Below are 23,767 nucleotides of genomic sequence, written 5' to 3'. Positions count from 1 at the left end.
TTTCACCTCGGCCTTAGGATTTTTTGTAAACTTAGGAGCGCGTCACGAAATCTGTCGCAAATCTATCATCATATCCCGCGACAAAAAGAGCATTTTAAAAGCAGAAATATTTGTACAATATATATACATTTGATCTAAGCATTTTTGATAAGATCAATCTATTAGCATGAATTAATATTGTCGAGTTGAGCCATGAAAGATGCTGCAATAGAAATCTTAATATATAAACCAGATCCAGAGCATCCAGTGCCTGAAGAGCAAAGAGGTGTGGTGGTAAACCCTCGCCTAAAACAACGTTTTAAACACTTTCTCCCAATTGGTGTCTATTTAGAGGGCTCCGAGCTGAGGTATTATTTTTTCGATCAGTGTGATAAATCCCCAAAAATCTATAGTAGTTGGGATGAACTCAAACAAAATTTACCAAAAAGACTAGATACTATATTCGAAGAAAACCCGAAATTATTTATTATGGGGCATGGTAATGGTGGCTATTATGGTTTGGGTAATTGCCATGGGCCAAGTGAGCATTTATATGATAAGAATTTTGATAAATTATTATCTGGCTTTAAACAAGCATTGCCCGAACATCATGGCGAAGTTTTTGTGACTTTAGAAGGCTGCAATACAGACAGTCAGCTTGATGCTGCAGCGAACCAGCAGGAAAAAACATTTTTAGAAAGAGTATCAGTAAATCATCCGGAAATTACGTTTGGTGGGACTGGGCCATGGGATATTCAAGATGCGCAGACGGGCTTCCGATCACTGACGCCGGAAGCTCCTATCACATCGATGGCAGGAAATATTTGGAAGGCTGGAAACAGTGTTATTTTTTATCATGGCCAAGATCAAGTCGCTGTTCGAAAATCTTTATTTGCCTCAACCAAAACGGCTAAAGAATTAAAAGTTAACACCATAGAATATGCACGTGCAATGCTAGGTAAAGATGGCAGTGAGGAGCTGATAGCGAAAATAGCTTTAAGTCGCGATATTCTAACTATTCAAGATTTAAAAAAAATTGATGATTTTCCAGAATTGGAACGTGAAGAAGAGAATATTGCAAAGTTTGTTGAGCAGGAAAAGCAAATTTTAGGTAAAGAACAAGAAAATTATTTAACACGTGTCCGTGGTATCTTAGAGCGAGCAGATCCTATAGAACAACTGACAGATAGAGACGTACTAGAACTTCTCTTAGGTTTAAAAGAACCATCTGTATTTAAAGGCCATGAAGACTTGCTAGAGGCAATTCTAGCTAATAAGGCCTTGTTACAGCGAGCAATGGTAAGTTGTGGAAAAGTCCTTGTTGGTGGCCCAAGTAATGATAGTATTATTGATTTATTATTAAAACATGGTGCTGATATTAATAATACTGATAAAAAAGGCATGACGGCCTTGCACTATGCAGCGCAGAATTTTTATAATTATAGAAAAGAGCCTTTGCATCTCATTAAAAAATTATTAGCGTGTGGTGCTAGTCTTGAAGTGCAAAATAAGAAAGGACAGACCCCTATCGAGACAGCGCAAGAACATAGTAAAGATGGAAGGGTGACTGCTAGTGATAAACTTCTAGCCTCTTTGAAATATGGCAATTCGCCACCAACTCCATTAGAACTAAAACAATCCATTAAACAAATATTTCAAATGAGTCAACATAAGGCTGATGAACTACTGTCATTACCCATTGAAAAGCGTGAATATAGAAAATGCTGTGAAGGTACCCTTTATATTCCAGAAAATGTAGTGGAAAAGCTGCATGGAGTCTTGCAATCTGTAAAGGACCATAATGAATTATTGTTGGAGTTTGAATCAGAGCTTAGTACAGTTACCAGCGCTCTTGAAAGAGGCCTTGGAACTGGAGAAGTGATTGATGGCGATGAAGATGAGTTTATCCCTAAACGTTTTGATGATGCAAAATTCAAGTTAGGAGCGGTTATAAATGCACTGGTTGAGATGAAACAGGGAGTGGATACTGCAAAGATGCTGAAGTTAAGGACAAATTTCAAAAACTAAAATCTTACTTAGGCGATTTGAGTAGACGTTCATACCTCTATGAATAGTCAGTTTTCATTATGTTACAATTCTTGGGACATTAATTGAGTTAATTCTGCAATACTCGCTTTGACTTGAAGAATAGTGGGCAAAACCTGAATAACCTGTTCAACACCAATAGCATGTTGCTCTTTATCCGAGCTAAATGAACGTTCTATATTGTATACTAGCCAATTGATCCAATTGCCAAGAATACCATAGAACGCAGCTTCAAAATGATCCTTATTTATTCCTATTCCGGAAGAGGCATATGTTTTTAGCATCTTCATAAATAAGGATTTATTAAACAGTGGGGTAGTAATGCCACTCCAATCCAGAGCACAATTGATCATTTCATAGGTGGGGTTAAGTTTTCGAGCAGACTCCCAATCGATGAGAAAAGGAGCATCATTTTTATCCCATAACACATTTTTCTGATCCAGATCGCCATGGCTTACCACACTACTACTTTGTAAAATAGGTATTGCGTTTTGATAGAGGTTGTTAAGTTCGATGATTATCCATTGATTATTTTCTAGTTGTTTCTTAAACACTAAATTTTGGCTCACTGATTGGTCTATTAACAACCTAATTTTTTCATTGGGATGAATATCAAATTCTTGAGAGATCAGTTCAGGGACATCAAGATTAATGCGATGAATTTTAGCTAAGAGAGTAGCTATTTTAAGCGCAGGCACCTCAGATATGGCGTCTTTATCCAACGCTTTTGCTGTTATCCAAGGGTAAATAAGAAAAGCCTTATTTTCTGAAAGGATTAAGTAATTATTTTCTATTTTGAGAGCATGAACTGCAGGTATAGCACGCTGAGAAAATTGAAAGGCTATCTCTTCTGTCAATTCATATTGAGATTTAACTTCTGCAGTCAATTGAATCTGGCTATTGAGCTGTTTTACAGCAAATTGCGAGCCATTGCTTTTCAAATACCACATTTTATGTAAAAGACCACCATAAATTCTTTGTGGCAAGTCATCAGATTGGTGAATCTTTAATTTTTTACAGATTGTTTGCAGTTGATTTTTATTCACGATGAACTTGCCTTAAGAATGCCTTGTGTTTCTGATTCTTCGTTAAAAAATTTGACGAAAAAGGTTTTGCTTAACTTGGGATTTTTTTTATTAATTCGCGTAAATTCTGCTATGAAGCCGCATTTCTTATAAAATTCTGGCGCCTGAAAAGCACTGGTCACTAAATTGATATTATTAAATCCCTGACCTTTGAAGTGATGCTCAAGAGCAAGCAATAACTGCTTGCCATACCCTTTACCACGATAAGCACTGTCTACCCAAATGTCATCAACATAAATTTCTGCAAACGCAGTAAAGGCATTAATCACACCAACAATGTCCCCTTGGGCAGAAGAGATGGTCACTGAAAAACGTCGATAATTGACATCGATACCATGCTGAGCCTCATAGGCAACAAATCCTTTTGTCATTCTTTGTTCGGTTGCTTCATCAAGTTCATTAACAAAGAGGATTTGATATTCCTTCTTGCTTTCTAAGGGTTCCCTACATTCATGTGCGTTACTCTTAAAACGAAAAATTACTCGTTGTGGTTGATACGGATCATAATTGATTGTTTTAATTTCTTCCTGGTAATTGCTCATTGTAATTCTTAAAATAGTCTTGCGCCAAAAGCTAAGCCCTCGCTTGTTTTCTGGAATCACTGAAACTTCCCATAATCCTGGATGCATTTTCCATAGTTCAGAAGCAGCCAAATACCCCAAACCTTTGCCTTGAAATTTGGCAGTAATGAAAAATTCTCCCATATTCCAGGCAGTATCAGGGTAAAGTCCTTCTTGGTTTAATAGAGCAAAACCTGCCAATTCATTACCTACTTTGATAAGAAAAGCTTTTCTTGTCGACTCTTCAAAGTAATTTTTAAAATCAAAGCTTTCATAAAGACCATCGGCAGGCAAAGCCCAATCTTCTGAAATAAAACCGCAGTCCCGCGAAAGTTCATATACATAAAATCGTGCCATATTTTGGAGAGTAGGGTAATCATCCAATGTTGCTGCCTCAACTTTTAAAGCAGCGTGTAATTCTTTGATGTTCACAGTGATTTTCTCATCAGATAAACGTTGGAACCCAAAAAGCAGTTATGCCCTGTCATGGATATAACGACATACCCAAGCTGTTCGTAAAAGGATTTTGCCTGAAATTCGGCCGTCTCAATCGTAATCACTTGACAATTTTTTTGTCTTGCAAAGACCTCAAGCTTTTCCATAAGGTTGTGCCCTAATCCTTTTTTTCTAGAATTAGGATGAACCCAAATGCAATCCACATAGCAATTGTCTCGAGTGATATCCCCATAGCAACCTGCTAAAACAATGCCTTTGTCGATAGATTTTATATAGAGGGTAAAGGGAGCATGATTGTAAGCACCAATCATTTCTTCGTTGTAGGATTTTAACCCAGCAGATAAAATAGCTGTGATTTCAGGGTTTGTCCGTTCTTCGAAATAAATCTCATAATCATTGTTTTTGGCTAAGGTTATGGACTCTGGTATTTTTGCATCCTGTGGTGCGTCAGAGTAATAGCCTTCCCACAAAAAACCGCCATAGGGTTTAAGTATTTTTTCAGTAATCTTTTGTAATCCTCTAGGATCAGTAAATTGAAACGCTTGATTAAAACAGGAACCAGACCAAAAAACAGCACCTGCTTCTGAATAGCGCTCATTAATTAACTTTTGAATTGTTTCTTGAGGTGGAGAACGCATTTAATCTGTTTCCTTTTTCGCTAAAATCACCTGATTTCCAGGTTGATCTATTTTATCAGAAAGGATAGTAAATCCTGTACTTAGCATCAGTTGACTATTTTGTTGAGACGGCTGACCACTGTGATAAAAATACTCCCCAAACATTTCTGATTCAATGGTCGATTCCTCTATATATGCATATTTCGGACTTATTAGAATAAAAATTCAAAAATTTTTATTCTTGCGATACATAAATGTGTCAAAATTATATAGTAGCATTTGGCCTATTTATAGCTACCAATAGGCTTTATTTGATCGGCATTTATAAATCATTAGACACTATAAATGCCGAAACTAGGTGGGTGAGCGTCAAATTTAAACCAAATGAAAAACTTTAATGCGTTCCTTGAACAATTTAACTTCATGATGAACGGGAAAAATATTCCCATCAAAAAATGATGTTGTACAGAAAGCGATATTTATAATAGCCTCAGGAAGATTAGGTTGAATTTTTTTAATAAAATTAAGGATTAGTCAGAATGCCAGGCACAAGCTTATTTGCACTTATAGATGATATAGCCTCTGCACTTGATGATATTTCTATAATGACCAAAGTCGCTACCAAAAAAACCGCAGGGGTATTGAGTGATGATTTGGCACTTAATGCAGAGCAAGTTATAGGAATTCATGCCGATAGAGAAATACCGGTGATATGGGCTGTCGCAAAAGGCTCTCTTATTAATAAGCTTATATTAATTCCTTTAGCTCTTTTAATAAGTTTTTTTATACCAATACTTGTTAATATTTTATTAATGATTGGGGGGTTATACCTATGTTATGAAGGCTTTGAAAAAATTATAAGCAACCTTCATAAGAATAAAGGCGCTGTGGATGATACGCTAAAGTTAGAAAACATGGATAAGCATCTTTTCGAAAAGGAAAAAATAAAAGGTGCTATCCGTACCGATTTTGTTTTATCAGCTGAAATTATAGTAATCACCTTAGGTACAGTGGCTACTGCTTCATTAATTAACCAGGTTATCGTTTTAATTTTCATCTCCTTGATAATGACTATTGGGGTTTACGGATTAGTCGCATTTATTGTCAAGTTGGATGATTTTGGCCTCATTTTAGTGAAAAAAAGAAATCCAGTTAAAAAAATTGGAATTCTTTTAACTGGAGCTGCTCCAATCTTGATGAAAACTTTATCTTTGTTAGGAACTATTGTCATGTTTCTAGTGGGCGGGAGTATCATTTCCCATGGCATACCTAGCCTCCATTATAAAACACAAAATCTCACTCTTCTTATGTCATTAGGTATAGACTTTATTATTGGTATTCTATCAGGGGCAATTGTAGTTATTATAATATTTTCTTTTCAAAAAATGATCTCGAAATTTAAACGCAATAATGAATAAATTTAGAAAGGAAGTTCTTATTTTAATAAGATCTGACTAGTGACCAGAGTTATTATTATTTTGAAATGAGACTCCTCGTATTTTAATGGTAATTTTTTTTGTTTTAGCACTCTCTGAGAAATTGTTAATCACCTCTTGCACATCATTATCAATATATTTTGAGCGGCTGCTGTCAATGATTACAGTAGAATTAGGGGGAATTTTCCGAAATTGGTGGATTATGCTGCCTTTATTTAAAAAAGATACTTCTTCAGCCAATTCCATGTGATAAACCATGCCTTTTTCCATAACTATACTAGTGTCATGGGCGTTTAAATAATGGTGGCGTAAAATAATGAAAATAGCTACAGCAAAGCCCACGCTGATGCCAAAAAGTAAATCACTCACTACAATTCCTGCCACAGTAACAACAAAGGGAAGAAATTGTTCCCATCCCCTTTGATACATTTGCTTAAATACAGATGGACTAGCTAGCTTATATCCAATCATGACTAAAATTGCAGCTAATGATGCTAGTGGAATCTGATTTAATATCATGGGAATAGTGAGTACGCAAACCAAAAGTAATACTCCGTGCAAAATAGTGGATAGCTTAGTTTTAGCACCAAAGGTAATATTTGTAGAGCTACGTATGATTACCTGTGTGATGGGTAATCCACCAATTAAACTAGAAAGCATATTACCTATTCCTTGAGCTTTTAATTCTCGGTCTGTGGGTGTAATTCTTTTATAAGGGTCTAGTTTATCAGTGGCTTCAACACATAATAAAGTTTCTAGGCTTGAGACTAAAGCAATAATGGCTGCTACTTGGTATACTTCCATGTTACCAAGTTGATTGAAATTAGGTAAAGTTATTGCTTGAGCCAAATTAGTAATACTTTTAAATTCAGGAATTTGTACGAGCTCTGATGGCTCTAAGTGAAAGGGAAGGCTTCCGTTTTTATAAAGCAAAGTCAGAACAAGTCCGCACAAAACGACCACTAAAGGAGCTTGTAACATCTCAAATAGTTTGTACCCTTTATTAATTAAGTATTGCCATGATATCATGATTAAAAGTGAAATCATGCTAATAATGACCACACCAAAGTTAATGTTCTCAACCGCTTTTTTAATATAAAAAAATTCGAGCCGACCATCAGTTAAGTCAGTTAAAATAGGAGAAACATCATAACCAATTAAATGAGGAATTTGTTTTAAAATAATGATAATGCCAATACCGCTTAACATGCCCTTGATTACTGAGGATGGAAAATAATAAGCAATAATTCCACCACGTAGAAAACCAGCTATAATCTGAAAGATTCCTGCGATAAATCCAGCCAATAAAAATGTGTTCCAAGAGCCTAATGATTGTTGTGCAGCGAGAACTATTGCTACAAGACCTGCAGCGGGACCACTAACACCCAGAGCTGAACTGCTAAGAAATCCAACAACAGCACCACCAACTATTCCAGAAATAATCCCAGAAAATAAAGGGGCTTCTGATGCCAGCGCAATACCAAGACACAAAGGTAGAGCGACTAAAAACACAACTATCGAAGCTTGAAAATCATATTTTAAATTAGCAAAAACTCCTTTTCTCATATTTTAATCCCTTAAATTCTTAAATAAATAATTCTATATTCTTGTTTGGAAAACTAGCTTTAATTATCGAGACTTTGTTTTCTCTAGAAAAAGATTTATTAGAAACATTATAGTATACGATTAAGCCGAAGTTACATTCCATCTATAGCTGATTTTATAGAACCTGATTTAGATATCATAAAAAAATAAAAATGACAAAAATGTGCGTGTTGATGTATTAATTTGGGCAACACTAGTTCTCTAAAAAATTATTATAAAATAGATTATTAAGTAGAATGGCGACGTTTCATTTGAAAGGAAATTTGTCCTCCTCTTTCAAGAATAGCTGTATTTACTAATTGAAGATTACAAAGGCCATATTGCAGTCTTAATGATTGCAATATATCGTTCCTTGTAATTCGAGTGCATTCGAGATTTTTTTTAATTAATTTTCCGTTTTTTATGAGTATAATTTTTTCTCCTTTAATATATTTTCCTACTCGATGGCTTTTATAAGTTAAAAACGCCATTATCTTATATATGAAAACAATGAGTGAACATACTATTAGAGAAGGTAAAAGGGGAATATTGTTCACAATAGCTTCACCCAAGATAGCCCCTAAGATAATATAAATAATAAAATCCAAAGCGCTATGATTTCCATAAAGCCGAGACAAGTTCATTCTGAAGATCACAATCGCATACAAGGTAATCGCTACTCCTCGTAAATAGAGGCCATAATTCAAAAGTTCGTCTATCCCTAAAAAATTGCCCATGTTTGCCTCGAAATACGGGGGTTATTACCTCATTATTACAATACGGTAATAATACTTTATCAAATATTATTTATTATAATTAAACATAATGAGGTATTTAGTTTTGGTTTACTTTTTAATAATAGTTCAAAAATCATATATAATTTAATCGAGATTAGGGATGGAGTGCTGGTAAATCCCATATTATGCTTACGCTAATACGGGCTCTAGGTGGGCGTCAAATTAGAAGAATAATCTCTAGTATCAAAAGCTAGCACAACTGAATTGGAGTGATGTCGTAATGTTTTCTCGGTTTTTCAACACAGCAAATAAAACAGATGATTATTATCGTTTAGGTGGGCCCCGAAGTTATCATAAATTTATTTATAACAATACACCGATTATTTTAATAGGCGAGGTTCATCAGCCAATAGCTATGGATTTGGCTCATCAATATCATCATGTTCTCAATGAATACGCGAAGAGTAATAAAGTAGTTTTATTCCTAGAAAGTACAGGCAAAACACGAGAAGAAAGCTCAAATACAATAGGTTTTATGGACTCGTTAGAGACTTTAACACCATCATCCAATTTAGAAATGATATTCACCGAAAAAAGAAGTGAGTTTTGTAACAAAAAATATGTATGTTTGTGGCTCTTCCTCGAGAAGATTGAGGAAATTGAAAAATCAATTACAGAGAGAAACAAAAAAGTGCGGCGGCCATTCGAGACAATTACAGAATTTATTCAGTCGAAAGAACTGGATAATTTAGGATTACTTTATTCTAAATGTTGTTCTTTTAATGAATTGGCAGAATTTCTCTCCGCGCAGATTAAATTATTGGATAACATGGCGGATAATTATATCAATAGCAACAAAGAACTGTATTATTTCATTGGAGATTCTATTTTAAATATAAACGATGCATTAGGGTTACTTATACAAATTGAAACAGAATATCGTTCGTTACAGCTTGATGAGGCGAGGCTTCGAGATGGCAATTTAGTAAACAATTGCATTGAAATGATAAAAAAAACGAATTCCTTGAAACTAATATCGATGTTACGTGATGTTTGCCTGCAATATCTATTGAGCTTTCATGATGCTACGTTAGTATGTGATATCTGGGAAAAACTACAGTGTAATGAAGATAGGAACACTTTCATTGTAGTAATGGGAGATTCTCATATTGAAGGATTAACATCTCTTTTTAAAGTAATAGCCGAAGAAGAAATTTCAATTTTTGCTAATAATAAAGGTAACGTAATTTCACCAGCTCTTCTTGATGAGTTTCTAAATCACAATTTTGAGCATGCTCCAAAAGAGGAAAAAAGCTGCTTATTGATGTGAAGGCTTCTAAGATAAGTTTTCTTTATCGAGTTCTTGATTTAAAATCATCGATGGTATTATTTTGAATATGTGGCGCTATCCATAGCTTCGAGTACTGATGTTGGTCTCATTTTATAATTAGGAGCGGTAGCAATACCTACAGGACCTAATGGGTCGGTTCCAGATAAACCACGTGCGACTAGCTTCCCCTACAAATGATGGAATTTTTACATAGACAGGATTAATCATTATTATGAACTTATTATGCCTAATAATTTAACACTCTAATTCCTCAGATAAGATTTCCTTTCGCGTTGATTTTAGGGGAATATTATAAGCGACTGATAATTAAAATAAAAATTATTGTGGTTGTTTTAATTTTTGCGTGTAGAGTTGCTTAATTGAAGAAATTGGCAATAGGTTGAATAAATTAAATAGGCAACTGCAACACATGAAATGCTCAGTATTCCATAATATAAAAGATTATTCCTTGCGGAAAAATGAACTATAAAATCGATACAAAGAATTAAAATAAAATACGCAAGCCAAATTATAGGAATACCAGTGCATAAAGATCTTCTTAATTCAAAATGATAACTATGAAGCAGACTTAACAGCGCTAACACTAAAAAAAATGGAAGAGATATAAAGTAAAAGAAAAGTTGCATTCCCGAGGGTTCATAAGGGATATTAAAAATATTATCGACTTTAATGGAGCTCGCTATGTAAACATACCAATAGATAAGATAGAGCAGAGAAGAATTAATTAGGACTAAAGAAATTAAACCGAATATTTTATTCATGTTTCCTCTTATCGAATAACTAGTTTCAATACAAATTCTATAATCAGCAGTAGAAGGCTACTAGAGTTTCAACCCTCTAGTTAAACATCATTAATGTACCAATTATGAGTTTCTGCATCTACCTGAACATTTGTCCAATGAACTCAAATTCTAAAGCTGCTTTTAAATGCTCTCTTTGAGGTATCGCCTGGATCTTGAGAGCTTCTATTAAAAACCTTATCTTCGATAACTCTTCCATTTTTAACAATTTTTGTCTTAGCATATACAATACCTGGGCCAATATAGGGTTGATGATGAAACATTGTTGTTTGAGCTGTTGATCCAGATTGCTTTGGAGGCTTTTTGTCTTGAGCTTTATGCATTGCCCCTAGACCATATTTCAGATAGAGATGTGGGCTCAACTCAAAAAATGCTTTTTTATCTGTTGATACAGATTGTTTTGAAGAGTTTTTATCTTGAGCTTTTTGTACTTTATCTTGTTCCTGCTCCTGTACTTCTTTTTCATTAGCTTCTAAGGCATATTTCTTCAGATAGAGGCTTGGACTTGAATCAAATTTTGTTGTTTGAGCTGTTGGCACAGATTGCTTTGGATGCTTTTTGTCTTGATTTTTATGCATTGTGTCTAGACCATATTTCAAATAGAGATGTGGGCTCAACTCAAAAATGGCTTTCTTATCTGTTGATACAGATTGTTTTGGAGAGTTTTTATCTTGAGTTTTTTGTATTTTATCTTGTTCCTGCTCCTGTACTTCTTTTTCATGAGTCTCTAAGACATATTTCTTCAGATAGAGGCTTGGACTCGAATCAAATTTTGTTGTTTGAGCTGTTGGCACAGATTGCTTTGGATGCTTTTTGTATCGAGTTTTAGATGCTTTATCTTGTTCGTGCTCTACATTTTTATTAGCTAGTGGATCAGATACCCGATCATTTTTTTGCTCTTTGTATTCAACGATACTATCTAGGGATAATTTTTGATTGTTAGGAAAGCCTTTAAATGCCTCTGCATCATAAAAAGAATCTTGAATTTTAGCTGCTATCGATTGAAAAGGAAAAAATATGAGTTGTGCTCCTAAAACGAGAGTTCCTATTCCGATAGTTACCATACCGCAAATTATAAATACTGGACTGAAGATTAGCCCTAAAAATAGCGCACTCAATTTATGGGTATTGTTATAATAATTATCATCATCTGTTGTAAATAGTGATTTTAGCCACGAAAATGGAGCAATAGCAAAGTTTAACGTTTTATTTATTCTTTCTTTGAATTTGATGAAGTTTTGATTTGCTTTCTTTAATTCAGAATCAACTTTACTTTCTTGCCTTGGATCTATGATAACTACTAATGATTGGCCTAACATCTCAATATCCTTCTTATTTAAAAAGTATATATAACTAGTTTCACTCAAACCGTTTACCTGCCACATTGTTTGTATTCCCGGTCGCCACTCATAGACAACCGGGGCGTTATTAGGAAAGGGTATTTTGTTGATTAATCTCTAAATATTCTGCAGCTTTTTCTACAGCTTTTACAGATTGTGGACGTGCGTATGAGAAGATGCTGTGGCGTGAACCCAGAGTAGCAAAGGTAATCACTGCGTTAGCCAAGCTTTTTACTAGGTTCTTCAGATAGTCACCCCAACCCAAATCTTTTTCTAAAACTGGTTTGGCATCATTTATTGCTTTTTTACAAGTGAATTTGAATTGGTTTTCAGTTTCTTCATGAGGAATGTTATTTGCTCTTAGATTATCCTCATAAACATTACGAGCAGCTATCAAGTTAGTTAAAAGTGTCGTAGCAGCTTCATGTGCTTTTTTGTAGGTATGATGATCTACTCGGTCTATTTTGCATGCAAGCTCTGTAATAATACTATCAATTTTCTTGGTAGTATTATTTATTTTACTCTCTCTTTGTTGACTTTTTTGACGTTCCAATTCTTGTTGACGTTCCAATTCTTGTTGACGTTCTAATTCTTGTTGACGTCCCAATTCTTGTTGATGCTCCAATTCTTGTTGATGCTCCAATTCTTGTTGATGCTCCAATTCTTGTTGATGCTCCAATTCTTGTTGATGCTCTAATTCTTGTTGATGCTCTAATTCTTGTTGATGCTCCAATTCTTGTTGATGCTCCAATTCTTGTTGATGCTCCAATTCTTGTTGATGCTCTTGCTGCCCAGGAAGCTCATGCGCCAAAATTTGTTCTTTATAATACGCAGGGGTTTCTATTTCTTTATTGGCAGAATCAAGAAAAACGATATTTTTTGCGTTGGGGAACATCATACCTAATTTACCCCGACCCTCTTGAGATATGGATTTAATTTCATCGATACTTAAATAAACAGTATTTACATGAGGTAAGGACGACTCGAGATTTATTAAATACTTAGAATTGATTCTATCTAAGTGAGTATTTGACAAATCAATAGAGGTCACGTTTTCAGGAATAGCTTGGCAACACTGAGCCCATTCTTTAAGACTTAAGGGATGCCAAATACATTCACTCAAACTAAGGTGAGAAACTGATTTTGGAATGGCAGCAAAAAGGCTAGTGAATTTCTCTAAGGTTCGCTCCCGAGTATTTTCTCCCCACACTTCCAGGCTAAGGTGACTCAGGCTCGGAGGTAGTTTCGAAAAAGCATTAGACAATTCCTCACGATTTAGATTGTCAAATTTAGTGTGATTTAAATCCAGATGAGTCAGGTTTTTAGGAAGACTAGCAAAAATGTTGCTTAACTCCTCACCACTGAATCTTTTAAAGTTATTAAAACTTAAATCCAGATGAGTCAAATTTTGTGGGAGAAGACCGAATACATTAGCTAACTCTTCTCCACTTAGTTCATCAAGATACCTTGCTCCTACTAAACGAAGATGAGTCAGGTTGGTTAGGTTGCTCAGCGTAGAAAAACACTCAACCAATTCATTATAATTAGGAAATTGATCAGTGACTATGTCATTATCTAAAATAAGATAAGTAGTTTCAGAAGGAATTTGGCTAAATTCTCTATCTAGCTCTGCCTTTTTTTTATGGTATATCTGATATGCTTTCATGGGGACTCCACAGGAATAAAAAAATCTTTAATTGTTCATTAATACATTGGTCGTAGGTTCGATCCCCTCACGGCCTATTAATAAACTTTATTGTAAGAAATTATTATTAAATGAACTTTAGATTGTATATGGGTAGATATACCCAATTTTAATTAAATGCTGAGATATTGGTGGTTACTGCTTATTAATAACTGCCTGTTGCCTTTATTCAATTGAGTGTCCTATAAAAATAATAAGTCTCATCGGAATCGCCGGTTAATATAGAGGAACTGGAATTCACCCTGGGTAATTAAGACAATTGATCTAAGAAATACGGATAAAGGCTGTCTTTGACTGTAAAAATTGATTTCGAACATCATATCTAATCGGTTTACAAATCTTTCTGGAAGGACTCCAGAGTCAATAGCTACTTACTTCGCGGAGTTATGTGGGATGCTAAGGCTCTTCTATATAAAAATATCCCTTGTCCATTAATTTAGATACTATTTCATCTTTGGTGCTACAATTTAACTTGGCTCTAATATTCTCAAAATGTCTTTCAACTGTTTTTTTCGAGATAAATAATTTGTCTGCTGTCTCTCTATGATTTAATCCTTGCATGTATTCAGCAATAATCTGCTGCTCTCTTTTCGTCAAATTCAATATCCTTATATCCTGTTTAATTTTTATTATTTTATCCTGGACGTTTATTGTCTCTAAAGTATCTTTCTCCCAATCAAAATTATATACCGCTTGATTAATAGCAGCAGTCAAATGCCGACTCGGTGAAGCCCTGTCCATAGTACTTAATAAACGCAGCATACGTTTATTGAAATAATGACTGAATTCCTGAAATAATTTGAGATCTCTTAAGTAATATTGATTAATATTTATATTATTGATGTCTGTTCCATAAACGAAAATCTTAATTAAAATCCCTTCCTTAGTCACCTCCTTGTTAACTATCGTAAAAAAATTGCCAATTCCAAATTTTCTAGCAACTTTCTGTAAAATTTCAGGTCCATTGGTGTCACGCAGATAAGACAAGTAGGTCCCACTTTGAGGATATTGCTTTATCGACCATAACGGGGCGGAAAGAAAGAGGTCATTTTTTTGCATTTGAGACGCTACAAATTCGTAATATTTGAGATTATTGATTAAACCAATGAAATCCCCACTTTCATGAATTTCCATGTACCTGAAAAAATTCACTCCATACTTCAAGAACAATGGTTCACACAAATCATTGAGAAGATGAGATTGCCTCATAAAATTTTCTAAAACATTTTCATCCATTAGTCTATTGCTCGTGCTACTTACTGGCCCTTATTAGTAAGTATAGCCAAAGATGCAGATAAACTTGATTTCATTTACTCGGAAATGTATCGGGTGGCCAAAACTTTATCTCAAATCTCATCTCCCTAAAGCAGTAACCACCAATATCTCAGCATTTAATTAAAATTGGGTATATCTACCCATATACAGTTTAAAGTTCATTTAATAATAATTTCTTACAATAAAGTTTATTAATAGGCCGTGGAGAGATCGAACCTACGACCAATGTATTAATGAACAATTAAAGATTTTTTTATTCCTGTGGAGTCCCCATGAAAGCATATCAGATATACCATAAAAAAAAAGCAAATAGAGAAAATTTACCTCCTGAATATATAGCGAATAAATTCAAGTTATATGAACTGAAACGTAAAATAGAAGCTGAAAATGATTTACTTATTTCCTTGGCTCGCGACCATCAAGACCGTATTAGTAAAGTCAAAATTAAGGTTAAGGAACTTGAAACCATTCAGAAGAATAATGAAACTCCAATTCAAGAGCTTGATAAAGAACGAGCTGAATTAACAACTGAAAAAAAGAAGTACCAAATTGGCAAGAATGTATTGATGGTTTTGACTATTTTAACATTTTCCCTTGCAACAGCAACAGTAATATCATCTCTTCCTGCCGCATTGATATTAGCTTCACTAGCGATAGTAGGAGTGGTTGGAGAAAGTATTTTACAACAAAAAGCAAATAAAACTAATAATAAGATAATAGATTTATATACAGAAAGTTATCGTTTAAAGCAACCGATTGCTAAGTTAGAAAGAGATCTAAAATTCCAAAATAATATTATCTCTTCATTGGCTAATGAGAGTAGCACATGCCAACGTCGACTAGAACAACTAAAAGCAGAGCAACTCGCATTAGAAGAAAATATATCTCGTTTTAATCCCAATCAACTTGACTCATCAATTTCTTGGATGAATGCCGTACATAAAAAAGGACTGTTTAAAACAGATAATACCTCAACAAAATTAACACAACTCACAGAAGATGATATGTGCATGAAGTTATAATCATGGATGAATAAAATCGCATTTTCATTATTGGGCGTCAATGCGATAAATATTAATGAATAACAAGCGTGTCGCCCTTTTTTGAGAAACCTTCCGGGACATCCAAGTTCCCGAAAGGCTTCAAAAGTCGACCTCACGCTTGGAAGTTTATCCGTGATAATCACAGGTGGTTTTGAGTCAGCACCCAAGAGCTGGTTTAAAAAGCGGATAGCTACCCGTTTATTACAAAAAATACATTCAACTCATTACTGTTTTTGACTTTTTCTTTTGATGTTTCGTGATTAGAATTAAGAAAGTTATTAGAGAGGTTAGTTGATCTTACAGAATGATGGAGTTTTGTACTTTAGTTATGGGTAAGAGTATGGTTCTTAGGAGAAGGGCGGGAGCAACTCGGCCATTATTCGACGTAGTATTAAAGATTTCAAACTAAATTGAAGGGCATACAATGATCAGAGGAGGTATAAGTGATTGACTATATCAAAGTTAATATGTGGATTATTTATATTGTTACCGCCATCATTAGTACTGGACTAGTACATATGGTGCTTGCCCGAGTTAGCCGTCATTTAACTGAAAAGGCAGAACAACGCAAGGTACTCTTTGCAGAAGCATTTTTAAAAGCATTTGCTTTACCTATGGGTTTTTTAATTTGGTTTTTAGGTTTGTCTTTTACTAGTACTATTTTTTTAGCTTATAAAAAGAATTCTTTTTTAATTGCCAATCTTTCTGTAATTAAGCAAATCGGTATTGTTTTTATTTTATGCTGGATATTGGTTCGTTTTATACGATGCTTTGAAGAGTTGTATTTAGCTTTTTGTGAGCAACAAACGAAAGAAGTAGATAAAACATTGGTGCATGCTACACGGCAGCTGCTAACTATTGCTGTGTTTATTATTGGTGTGCTACTCATTATGCAGTCTATGGACATTCCCGTAGCTGGGTTACTTGCCTTTGGAGGCATTGGTGGTGCGGGAGTTGCTTTAGCTGCTAAGGATTTACTGGCGAATTTTTTTGGTGGCTTGGTTATTTATCTGGATAGGCCTTTTAAAGTGGGGGACTGGATTCGCTCACCAGACAAAAATATTGAGGGCGTTGTGGAATACATTGGCTGGCGAATGACTCGTATCAGGACTTTTGATAAACGACCTTTATATGTTCCTAACGGGATATTTTTAACCATTAGTGTTGAAAATCCCTCACGGATGCAGCACCGACGTATTAAAACAAATATTGGCGTTCGTTACCAGGATGCGGATAAAATTAATAAAATAACTAAAGAAATCAAAGCATTTCTTTTGGATAATAAAGAAATTGATAAATCTCAAATAGTGACCGTAAGTTTAGTCGAGTTTGGTCCTTCTTCGTTAAATATTCTGGTTTCGGCTTATTGCAAAACGATAAAAGGGTCTCAATTTTATGATGTGCAACATGAAATCTTGATGAAGATACTTGATATTATTGCAAGAAACGGTGCTGAATGCGCATTTCCAACACAAACACTTTATGTGCAACCAACGATTTAAGGAGAAGAGACAAATAATCGTGGCGAGGTCGAACCTTGACCAGATAACTTTATTGCGAAAATGGTATAGGGTATCAAACTGTATTGTCCTATAAATTATGATTGAATAGTGTAGTTAGGCCCAAAGTAGCACTGTATTTTCTTTCACTGACTTTCCAAATGTTTCTTTTATTGCAAAAGCGGAAATAACAATTGAAATGATAGAAAATATAATCAGAATAAAGAGAACTTCTTGAGAGTTTTTTATTTGTAGAGGATAAGACAACATACTCCCTAATATTGGCGCATTAATTGAGGTAATTAGTGCGATCATCGCATTATTAAAAGCTAATCCTATAGCTAAAAAGTTTTCTTTACACTGCTCTGCAATAGCAGCAAATCCAATGCTTTGCCCACTAGCACTTAAACCAAGAGCTAAAAAACAGATCCCTGTTAGTGTTTTTCCAAATGGAAAATATATAATTCCTGATAAGGATACTAAAGCTGTAAAAGCACTTGTAAGCATTAGAGGTTTTCTGCGTTGTATTTTATCAGATATAAAACCGAGTAAGGGACACCCTAATGCATAACCTAACCATGCTAATGTTATCATGTAGGAAGAGAATGAGAGGGAAAATCCTTTTTTTATGAGAAATTCCACACCTATGTTTTCTGAAAAATATTCAATAGCGAAGTAAACACAACCAGAAAAAAGAGCAATGCTCCAGACCTGCTTTTGACTTATTATTTTTAATAAGTTTTCTGATATTTTCATGGGCTTAGTAAGTACAATAAATTTTTCTCGAGTATTGCGATTGTTTTCTACAAACAACAATGTTAGGACAGCAATAACTATGCTAATGACAGACATGCTGAAAAATATAACACGCCATCCAATCATAGAGGTTTGAGACAATGAGGTTAATGGGCCTGCAGCAAGCATTGGTCCTAAGGTACCAATAAATTGAGAAATACCTATGAACAAAGCGATATTTGCTCTAGGCATCCAATCATAAACAGCAATTAACAGACAAATAAATCCAAAAGAAGAGCCTAAGCCCATAAGGATACGAAAAAACATCGCTATACTGAATTGATGGGATAAAGCAAATCCCAGTGTGGAACATGCACAAAAAATTAGCGCAATTAATAATGTTTTTTTTAAGCCAAAACGAACAGTAATAATTCCAACAGGAATTTGCATTATTCCATAAATGACTAAATACCCTGTTGTACTTAATAAAGAAAAAGTCATCGGAGTTAAATGTAAGTCATTCATTATCTGTGCTTGAAAAGTACCAACCACGGTACGTAATAAAAATTCATACATAAAAAAGAGTGCGCAGATAAGCCAGATGAATAAACCTTTTAAATTGATTTTGTTTTCTAAACCCATCCTTATACCTCTTTAGCCCATGCTTCCAAAGCAATTTCAGCTCGATTAGTATCAATGAAAGTTGCTACTTTAAAAATAGTTTGTCCTTCATATATTAATGGATTACGGTTTATACCAACCACTATTCCCTCATGCTCGGCTTTTAACATTTCAGCTGTATCCGCGCTAAAGGGATCACTAATGACCCCGATAGGTTGTCCTCTTTGAATTTTTTCTCCAAGTTCTACAGTGCTCAATAAAACACCGCTCCGATGTGCCCTTAACCAATCTTGATCTTGTGAAAAAACAGGTTTGAAAATATTGTTCTCATTGAGATTAGCTGGGTCAAGCATATTTAATGTTTCCATTACATTATAAATCCCAGCCAACCCTAAATTAATCGCCGACTCGTCGAATCGCATTGCCTCTCCTGCTTGATAGACAAGCATGGGAATTCCTAATTGCTCTGTAGTTTTTCTTAAATTATTTTGCATACTAACATTAGTAATAACTGGAGCTTTAAAACTTTGTGCCAAACGCTTACTTTCAACGTTGTTCAAATCACAATATATTTGAGGCAAAATTTCATGGTTCATTGAGCCAGTTTGTAATTCAATACCAAAATCACTTTTACTGAGTATTTCTTGCGTGAAGATGTGGGCTATACGTTCTCCATACGAACCATTTTCTATGCCAGGAAAGCAACGCTCAAGGTTTAAATCATTATGTGCTCTTGACGGCCCTATTAACCCCAGAATATTTAAAACAGGCACCGCAATTAGTGTTCCTCGCATATGGGACAATTTATCGGATTCAAGTAATCGATTGATAATTTCCAAGCCATTTAGCTCATCACCTTTCACAGCAGAAAAAATTAACAAACAAGGGCCGGCCTCTTTACCATGGATTACTTTTATAGGCATATAAAATGAAGTGCATGAATAGAAATCAGGTAAAGGTAGAGCCAGATTAACCCGTTCTCCAGGATGGATAATTGCATTACAAATAGTGAGTTTCGAATTTTTCATAAGGTATTTATTATGTTGATTTTCCTTTAAGTAAAATTTACATACTAACAATTTATTGCAGGTGATGCAAAATTTTACATGATGGATACTTTAAAGATGAGATTTTTCTAAGTTGGATCAAAGACAGTCAAAAATATAATATAAGAGAGTTATAGAATAATTAATAAGGCTTTTATCCTTTAATGAATTTAAAGATTTTAGTTCTATTGCATCTAAAGGAGCTTAATCAGAAAAATTTATTAATTGATAAATGGGTATGAAACCATTTATTGTTATTTTGATAGTGAGGAAAATAACAATGCACCTACAGACTCGCAACCATTAAATCAATTATGAAAGAGCGGACAACAAAATAAAAAAAGAGTTTGACTACTCGGATTACTAGTTGCTTGGTAATACCTAATTCATTAGATCACATTAATTATTTGGGTGTGTTTTTCTTGATTTTATCCATAGGTTGAGAAAGAGGGGGTTCAAGAGGTCGCGGAGGTATTTTTGAATTTGATGTTTTGGGGGAGTTGTTCTCTTGAGGTAAATCGGATGGGTCACTAGGAGGTAGGGGCTTGATCGGTTGTGGAGGTTCATTAGTATTCTCAATAGGATTTGAGACAGGTGGTTCAAGAGGGCGAAAAGGCTTTGGAGGTTTTTTCATTTTTCTCATTTTACTTTTATTATATTTATAAGTGAAAAGTTTAAGCTAATTATAGTGATAAACCGAAGTTTTTAAAATTTTCTTTTCCGAAGTATTTTCTATTTTAGAGTATAGGATATCTATTCACAATAATAGTAAGGTTATTCTAAAAAGTTAACGGGATAGTTGAGACTTATTTAGAATTACTTTCTTTCAATTTTAAATTCATGGGAAGGGGGACTATTATATATATTTGGATGAATTAAAAGAAAGGATACTATTATGTCTAAAAAACCGAAACCTCCATTTCCTGACCAACACATTACTCCACCTGGAATTGAAGAAAATATGAATCCCAAACCTCTCTATGAGGCGGAGTCCTATAATCCCGCTGAGAAATTAAAAAATAAAGTAGCTTTGATAAGTGGAGGGGACTCAGGAATAGGGAGGTCTGTTGCGTTACTTTTTGCTCGTGAAGGTGCAGATGTAGCCTTGGTTTTTTTACCCGAAGAAACTCGGGATGCAGATAAAATCAAGCAGGAGATTGAAGCTTTAGGTAGAAAAGTTTTGCTTATTGCGGGTGATTTAAAACAAGCGGATTTTTGCAAAAAAGTAGTGACGGATACATTGGATTTTTTTAAAAAGATAGATATTTTGGTTAATAATGCGGCTTTTCAAAAACATCAACCCAATCTGGATGCGGTGAGTATGGACCAATGGAATATTACCTTTACCAGTAATATTTACAACTATTATTATCTTTGTAAATTTGCAGTACCGCATATGCGGCCTGGAAGCGTCATTATTAATACCGGTTCAATTACCGGATTAGAAGGGAGTAAAGAGCTTTTGGACTATTCTTCCACAAAAGGAGCTATTCATGCCTTTACCAAATCTCTAGCTAAGAATCTAATAGATAAGGGTATTCGTGTAAATTGTGTAGCGCCTGGACCTGTTTGGACTCCTTTAAATCCGGCAGAAAGATCAAGCCAGAGCATAAAAAATTTTGGTGGAGACACTCCTATAGGGCGACCTGCTCAACCCGAAGAAATTGCTCCAGCTTACGTGTTTCTCGCTTCTAACGCAGATTCGGGATACATTAGTGGACTAATTCTTCCTATTTTAGGAGGAAATACAATAGCAGGTTAGATATACTTTAAGGATATTAGAGTTTTTTAGGGAAAATAAGAGGATTTTTACAAAAAAAATATAGAATTATTCAGGTAAACAGAAAGCTTATAATTATTTTTTATATCTATACTTTAATTGCAGATGGCGTAGGTCTCAAAATTTGAATTGGCGTACAGTTGAAAGGAGATCGTTATGAGCAAAGGAGATAAATCAAGTTATACAGAGAAACAAAAGCGTCAGGCAAAACATATTGAGGATTCATACGAAAAAAAGGGTATCTCTAAAAAAGAAGCAGAAGAAAGAGCTTGGCGTACGGTTAACAAACAAGATAAAGGCGCAAAGAAAAAATGATCTTAAACTTTTAAAAGCCTAAGTAAGTTGATTATTTAGGCTTTATTTTGTGAAATAGTATAAGTAATTCCTGATAGCCGGTTATAATCGTGTCACCTAAACTTTTAAAAAATACTCATGGCTGAAAAAAAAGGAGTGCCCCTCTACCCACCTCATTACCCATAATTATTAATTGCTGTTATTCAATCCACTAATTTGTATACTGCTATCCCGTAGATCAGGATGATGAATATGAGTTGGGCAGCAGCACGCGTAGCCTGGTTGCAAGCAACCAGGCTACGCGTGCTGTCTTTTTTACGTAACTTTTTATTACCACAATGAATGCATCGTACAACACAACGATAAGTGACTTCGATATAAACCGGGTTCTCTCCACTTACTTTTTTAATAGAATATCCAGGCAAATTTAGGATACAATCTTTCTTAGGCATTTTAATCTTCCTTTTGACTGCGAAATCAAAGAGTTAGTCTAAACTAACTTGATTAAAATGCCCCTTTTTTTGGGTAGAGCCATAGAGTTAGATAAAGAATCCGCCAAGCAATAATCATGTAAAGGGCCAAACAAGGGTCAAATCGCTGGCTTTTAGCAAGCAATGATCTGGACTCATCCTCCCTGTTACCCGGCAACTATAAGAGCCAAAAGGGTAAGGTCCACCCAACCTTATCGGAAGGAGAGTCCAATGAAGAATATTACGTTATTAGGCATGGATTTGGCAAAAGATGTATTTCAATTGCATGGAGTAAATGAGCATGGAAAAAAGATACTAGGCAAAAAAGTAAAGCGCTCAGAATTGCCTACGTTAATTGCAAATTTACCTTCTTGCAAAATAGTGATGGAAGCTTGTGGTAGTTCAAATTACTGGTCTCGAAAATTCATGTCCTAGGGTTATGAGGAAATAAAAATGATAAGAATGATGCACGAGCAATAGTCATAGCAGCACCACAAGATAATAGGCCAACTGTTCCAATTAAAACGATAGAGCACCAAGAAGTACAGATGTTACATCGATATCGAGAGCGTTTAACCCATGAAAGAACCGCATTAGGAAATCGTATACGAGGTTATTTGAGGGAGGTAGGCTTGTTTTTAGTACAAGGATTATCACAAGTTCGAAAACAGGTTCCTCTGATGTTAGAAGATGGCGAAAATGAATTGACGAATGCAATGCGAGCAATAATATCTCGTTGTCCTAAGAAATTACTGGATTTAGATAAAGATATAGAAAAATACACACAAAAAATAGAGCATTTTTGTCAGCAAAGTCCTGTGTGCGAGCGCATGATGAAGCTATCAGGAGTCGGCCCAATAATAGCAAGTGCTGTATATGCAACGATGGGCAATCCCACTCATTTCAAAAATGGGCGTCATTTTGCTGCTTTCTTGGGATTAGTTCCTAAAGAGCATTCCAGTGGAGGAAAGCAGTGTTTCATGTCTATCAGTAAACGTGGAGAGCTACATACGCAGTTTACTGATACATGGTGGCCGGGCAGTTGTAAAAAATTCAGGAAAAAACACTGATTATTTAAATTGCTGGATACAACGCCTTCATAAAGAGCGAGGTTACAATAAAGCAGCTGTGCAGTAGCTAATAAAAATGCACGTCCTATGTGGGCAATTAGGGCTTATGATGATAAGTATGTTGCTCATTTGAAGCTTTGCGCTTAAATAAAAGTTTATTAAATCAGGGTGATAAACAGAGTGAACACATGTGGAGATAAAATACGAACCTGAGTTTTGCAAATAACAGCTGATGTGA

Annotated in this window: 20 protein-coding genes and 2 pseudogenes; 9 read left to right on the top strand and 13 right to left on the bottom strand. The window is 34.9% G+C overall.

The features are described 5' to 3' along the window. The first annotated feature begins 192 nt into the window (after nt 1-192). A complete protein-coding gene (locus DYH34_RS10105) occupies nt 193-2,007 on the top strand; it encodes an ankyrin repeat domain-containing protein (protein ID WP_058464444.1) in 1,815 nt (604 codons plus the stop codon). A 62-nt stretch (nt 2,008-2,069) separates the two neighbouring features. Here the strand turns inward: DYH34_RS10105 and DYH34_RS10100 are convergent, their stop codons facing one another. From DYH34_RS10100 to DYH34_RS10090, 3 genes are read right to left on the bottom strand one after another with little or no spacing between them, the layout of a single operon-like run. Beyond that, nucleotides 2,070-3,071 (bottom strand): aminoglycoside phosphotransferase family protein, encoded by a 1,002-nt coding sequence (locus DYH34_RS10100; RefSeq protein ID WP_058464443.1) that lies wholly within the window; start codon nt 3,069-3,071, stop codon nt 2,070-2,072. Continuing rightward, on the bottom strand, nt 3,068-4,102 hold the full coding sequence (locus DYH34_RS10095; protein WP_058464442.1) for a GNAT family N-acetyltransferase: 1,035 nt from the start codon (nt 4,100-4,102) through the stop codon (nt 3,068-3,070). Before DYH34_RS10095 ends, DYH34_RS10100 begins: the two co-directional genes overlap by 4 nt. Next, nucleotides 4,099-4,764 (bottom strand): GNAT family N-acetyltransferase, encoded by a 666-nt coding sequence (locus DYH34_RS10090; protein WP_083502735.1) that lies wholly within the window; start codon nt 4,762-4,764, stop codon nt 4,099-4,101. Before DYH34_RS10090 ends, DYH34_RS10095 begins: the two co-directional genes overlap by 4 nt. 518 nt (nt 4,765-5,282) lie before the next feature. On the opposite strand from DYH34_RS10090, the gene DYH34_RS10085 reads away from it, so the two are divergent. After that, entirely contained in the window at nt 5,283-6,161 is an 879-nt protein-coding gene (locus tag DYH34_RS10085) for a DUF808 domain-containing protein (protein WP_058464441.1), read from the top strand. 36 nt (nt 6,162-6,197) lie between these two features. Here the strand turns inward: DYH34_RS10085 and DYH34_RS10080 are convergent, their stop codons facing one another. Together DYH34_RS10080 and DYH34_RS10075 are read right to left on the bottom strand one after the other, a co-directional pair. Beyond that, complete coding sequence (locus tag DYH34_RS10080) at nt 6,198-7,745, bottom strand: SulP family inorganic anion transporter (RefSeq protein ID WP_058464440.1); 1,548 nt, start codon at nt 7,743-7,745, stop codon at nt 6,198-6,200. A gap of 266 nt (nt 7,746-8,011) precedes the next feature. After that, nucleotides 8,012-8,500, bottom strand: coding sequence for a DUF421 domain-containing protein (locus DYH34_RS10075; RefSeq protein WP_058464439.1), 489 nt, complete (start codon nt 8,498-8,500; stop codon nt 8,012-8,014). A 280-nt stretch (nt 8,501-8,780) separates the two neighbouring features. On the opposite strand from DYH34_RS10075, the gene DYH34_RS10070 reads away from it, so the two are divergent. Then, nucleotides 8,781-9,830 carry a hypothetical protein gene (locus DYH34_RS10070; protein ID WP_058464438.1) on the top strand — a complete coding sequence of 350 codons (1,050 nt, stop codon included), beginning with the start codon at nt 8,781-8,783 and terminating at the stop codon, nt 9,828-9,830. Nucleotides 9,831-10,183: 353 nt separating this feature from the next. On the opposite strand, the gene DYH34_RS10065 is transcribed toward DYH34_RS10070, so the two are convergent. The 4 genes from DYH34_RS10065 to DYH34_RS10050 form a co-directional block, all read right to left on the bottom strand. After that, complete coding sequence (locus tag DYH34_RS10065) at nt 10,184-10,612, bottom strand: hypothetical protein (RefSeq protein WP_058464437.1); 429 nt, start codon at nt 10,610-10,612, stop codon at nt 10,184-10,186. A 143-nt stretch (nt 10,613-10,755) separates the two neighbouring features. After that, nucleotides 10,756-12,036, bottom strand: a complete 1,281-nt coding sequence (locus DYH34_RS10060) for a hypothetical protein (RefSeq protein ID WP_131775221.1) — start codon at nt 12,034-12,036, stop codon at nt 10,756-10,758. Between the two features lie 43 nt (nt 12,037-12,079). Continuing rightward, complete coding sequence (locus DYH34_RS18390; RefSeq protein WP_058464435.1) at nt 12,080-13,657, bottom strand: leucine-rich repeat domain-containing protein; 1,578 nt, start codon at nt 13,655-13,657, stop codon at nt 12,080-12,082. Between the two features lie 435 nt (nt 13,658-14,092). Further along, nucleotides 14,093-14,932 (bottom strand): LuxR C-terminal-related transcriptional regulator, encoded by an 840-nt coding sequence (locus DYH34_RS10050; RefSeq protein ID WP_083502734.1) that lies wholly within the window; start codon nt 14,930-14,932, stop codon nt 14,093-14,095. Nucleotides 14,933-15,243: 311 nt separating this feature from the next. On the opposite strand from DYH34_RS10050, the gene DYH34_RS10045 reads away from it, so the two are divergent. Beyond that, nucleotides 15,244-15,993, top strand: coding sequence for a hypothetical protein (locus DYH34_RS10045; RefSeq protein WP_058464433.1), 750 nt, complete (start codon nt 15,244-15,246; stop codon nt 15,991-15,993). 464 nt (nt 15,994-16,457) lie between these two features. Then, nucleotides 16,458-17,516, top strand: coding sequence for a mechanosensitive ion channel family protein (locus DYH34_RS10040; protein WP_238589469.1), 1,059 nt, complete (start codon nt 16,458-16,460; stop codon nt 17,514-17,516). Nucleotides 17,517-17,630: 114 nt separating this feature from the next. Here DYH34_RS10040 and DYH34_RS10035 read toward each other — a convergent pair whose 3' ends face one another. The 3 genes from DYH34_RS10035 to DYH34_RS10025 form a co-directional block, all read right to left on the bottom strand. Continuing rightward, the gene (locus DYH34_RS10035; RefSeq protein ID WP_058464432.1) at nt 17,631-18,890 is read right to left on the bottom strand and encodes an MFS transporter; all 1,260 of its coding nucleotides are present in this window, start codon (nt 18,888-18,890) and stop codon (nt 17,631-17,633) included. A 2-nt stretch (nt 18,891-18,892) separates the two neighbouring features. Beyond that, entirely contained in the window at nt 18,893-19,897 is a 1,005-nt protein-coding gene (locus tag DYH34_RS10030; RefSeq protein WP_058464431.1) for a succinylglutamate desuccinylase/aspartoacylase family protein, read from the bottom strand. Nucleotides 19,898-20,318: 421 nt separating this feature from the next. Continuing rightward, a complete protein-coding gene (locus DYH34_RS10025; RefSeq protein WP_058464430.1) occupies nt 20,319-20,549 on the bottom strand; it encodes a hypothetical protein in 231 nt (76 codons plus the stop codon). A 261-nt stretch (nt 20,550-20,810) separates the two neighbouring features. On the opposite strand from DYH34_RS10025, the gene DYH34_RS10020 reads away from it, so the two are divergent. Beyond that, nucleotides 20,811-21,677, top strand: coding sequence for an SDR family oxidoreductase (locus DYH34_RS10020; RefSeq protein WP_058464429.1), 867 nt, complete (start codon nt 20,811-20,813; stop codon nt 21,675-21,677). A 174-nt stretch (nt 21,678-21,851) separates the two neighbouring features. Beyond that, on the top strand, nt 21,852-22,010 hold the full coding sequence (locus DYH34_RS18060) for a hypothetical protein (RefSeq protein WP_058464428.1): 159 nt from the start codon (nt 21,852-21,854) through the stop codon (nt 22,008-22,010). Between the two features lie 284 nt (nt 22,011-22,294). Here DYH34_RS18060 and DYH34_RS10015 read toward each other — a convergent pair. After that, nucleotides 22,295-22,441: pseudogene (locus DYH34_RS10015) on the bottom strand (ISL3 family transposase); the annotation flags it as partial. Between the two features lie 249 nt (nt 22,442-22,690). Here DYH34_RS10015 and DYH34_RS10010 point away from each other — a divergent pair. After that, nucleotides 22,691-22,894 carry a transposase gene (locus DYH34_RS10010; protein ID WP_115342599.1) on the top strand — a complete coding sequence of 68 codons (204 nt, stop codon included), beginning with the start codon at nt 22,691-22,693 and terminating at the stop codon, nt 22,892-22,894. Nucleotides 22,895-22,917: 23 nt separating this feature from the next. Then, nucleotides 22,918-23,529: pseudogene (locus DYH34_RS10005) on the top strand (IS110 family RNA-guided transposase); the annotation flags it as partial. Nucleotides 23,530-23,767: the final 238 nt, after the last annotated feature.

Source organism: Legionella cincinnatiensis (assembly GCF_900452415.1).
GTDB lineage: Bacteria > Pseudomonadota > Gammaproteobacteria > Legionellales > Legionellaceae > Legionella > Legionella cincinnatiensis.
This window is presented reverse-complemented; position numbering and strand designations above follow the sequence as displayed.

Excerpts from the sequence above, each read along its gene's own strand:
- DYH34_RS10105 (WP_058464444.1), top strand. The coding sequence starts at position 193 with ATGAAAGATGCTGCAATAGAAATCTTAATATATAAACCAGATCCAGAG.
- DYH34_RS10090 (WP_083502735.1), bottom strand. The coding sequence starts at position 4,764 with ATGCGTTCTCCACCTCAAGAAACAATTCAAAAGTTAATTAATGAGCGC.
- DYH34_RS10085 (WP_058464441.1), top strand. The coding sequence starts at position 5,283 with ATGCCAGGCACAAGCTTATTTGCACTTATAGATGATATAGCCTCTGCA.
- DYH34_RS10080 (WP_058464440.1), bottom strand. The coding sequence starts at position 7,745 with ATGAGAAAAGGAGTTTTTGCTAATTTAAAATATGATTTTCAAGCTTCG.
- DYH34_RS10075 (WP_058464439.1), bottom strand. The coding sequence starts at position 8,500 with ATGGGCAATTTTTTAGGGATAGACGAACTTTTGAATTATGGCCTCTAT.
- DYH34_RS10070 (WP_058464438.1), top strand. The coding sequence starts at position 8,781 with ATGTTTTCTCGGTTTTTCAACACAGCAAATAAAACAGATGATTATTAT.
- DYH34_RS10065 (WP_058464437.1), bottom strand. The coding sequence starts at position 10,612 with ATGAATAAAATATTCGGTTTAATTTCTTTAGTCCTAATTAATTCTTCT.
- DYH34_RS10060 (WP_131775221.1), bottom strand. The coding sequence starts at position 12,036 with ATGTGGCAGGTAAACGGTTTGAGTGAAACTAGTTATATATACTTTTTA.
- DYH34_RS18390 (WP_058464435.1), bottom strand. The coding sequence starts at position 13,657 with ATGAAAGCATATCAGATATACCATAAAAAAAAGGCAGAGCTAGATAGA.
- DYH34_RS10050 (WP_083502734.1), bottom strand. The coding sequence starts at position 14,932 with ATGGATGAAAATGTTTTAGAAAATTTTATGAGGCAATCTCATCTTCTC.
- DYH34_RS10045 (WP_058464433.1), top strand. The coding sequence starts at position 15,244 with ATGAAAGCATATCAGATATACCATAAAAAAAAAGCAAATAGAGAAAAT.
- DYH34_RS10035 (WP_058464432.1), bottom strand. The coding sequence starts at position 18,890 with ATGGGTTTAGAAAACAAAATCAATTTAAAAGGTTTATTCATCTGGCTT.
- DYH34_RS10030 (WP_058464431.1), bottom strand. The coding sequence starts at position 19,897 with ATGAAAAATTCGAAACTCACTATTTGTAATGCAATTATCCATCCTGGA.
- DYH34_RS10025 (WP_058464430.1), bottom strand. The coding sequence starts at position 20,549 with ATGAAAAAACCTCCAAAGCCTTTTCGCCCTCTTGAACCACCTGTCTCA.
- DYH34_RS10020 (WP_058464429.1), top strand. The coding sequence starts at position 20,811 with ATGTCTAAAAAACCGAAACCTCCATTTCCTGACCAACACATTACTCCA.
- DYH34_RS18060 (WP_058464428.1), top strand. The coding sequence starts at position 21,852 with ATGAGCAAAGGAGATAAATCAAGTTATACAGAGAAACAAAAGCGTCAG.
- DYH34_RS10010 (WP_115342599.1), top strand. The coding sequence starts at position 22,691 with ATGAAGAATATTACGTTATTAGGCATGGATTTGGCAAAAGATGTATTT.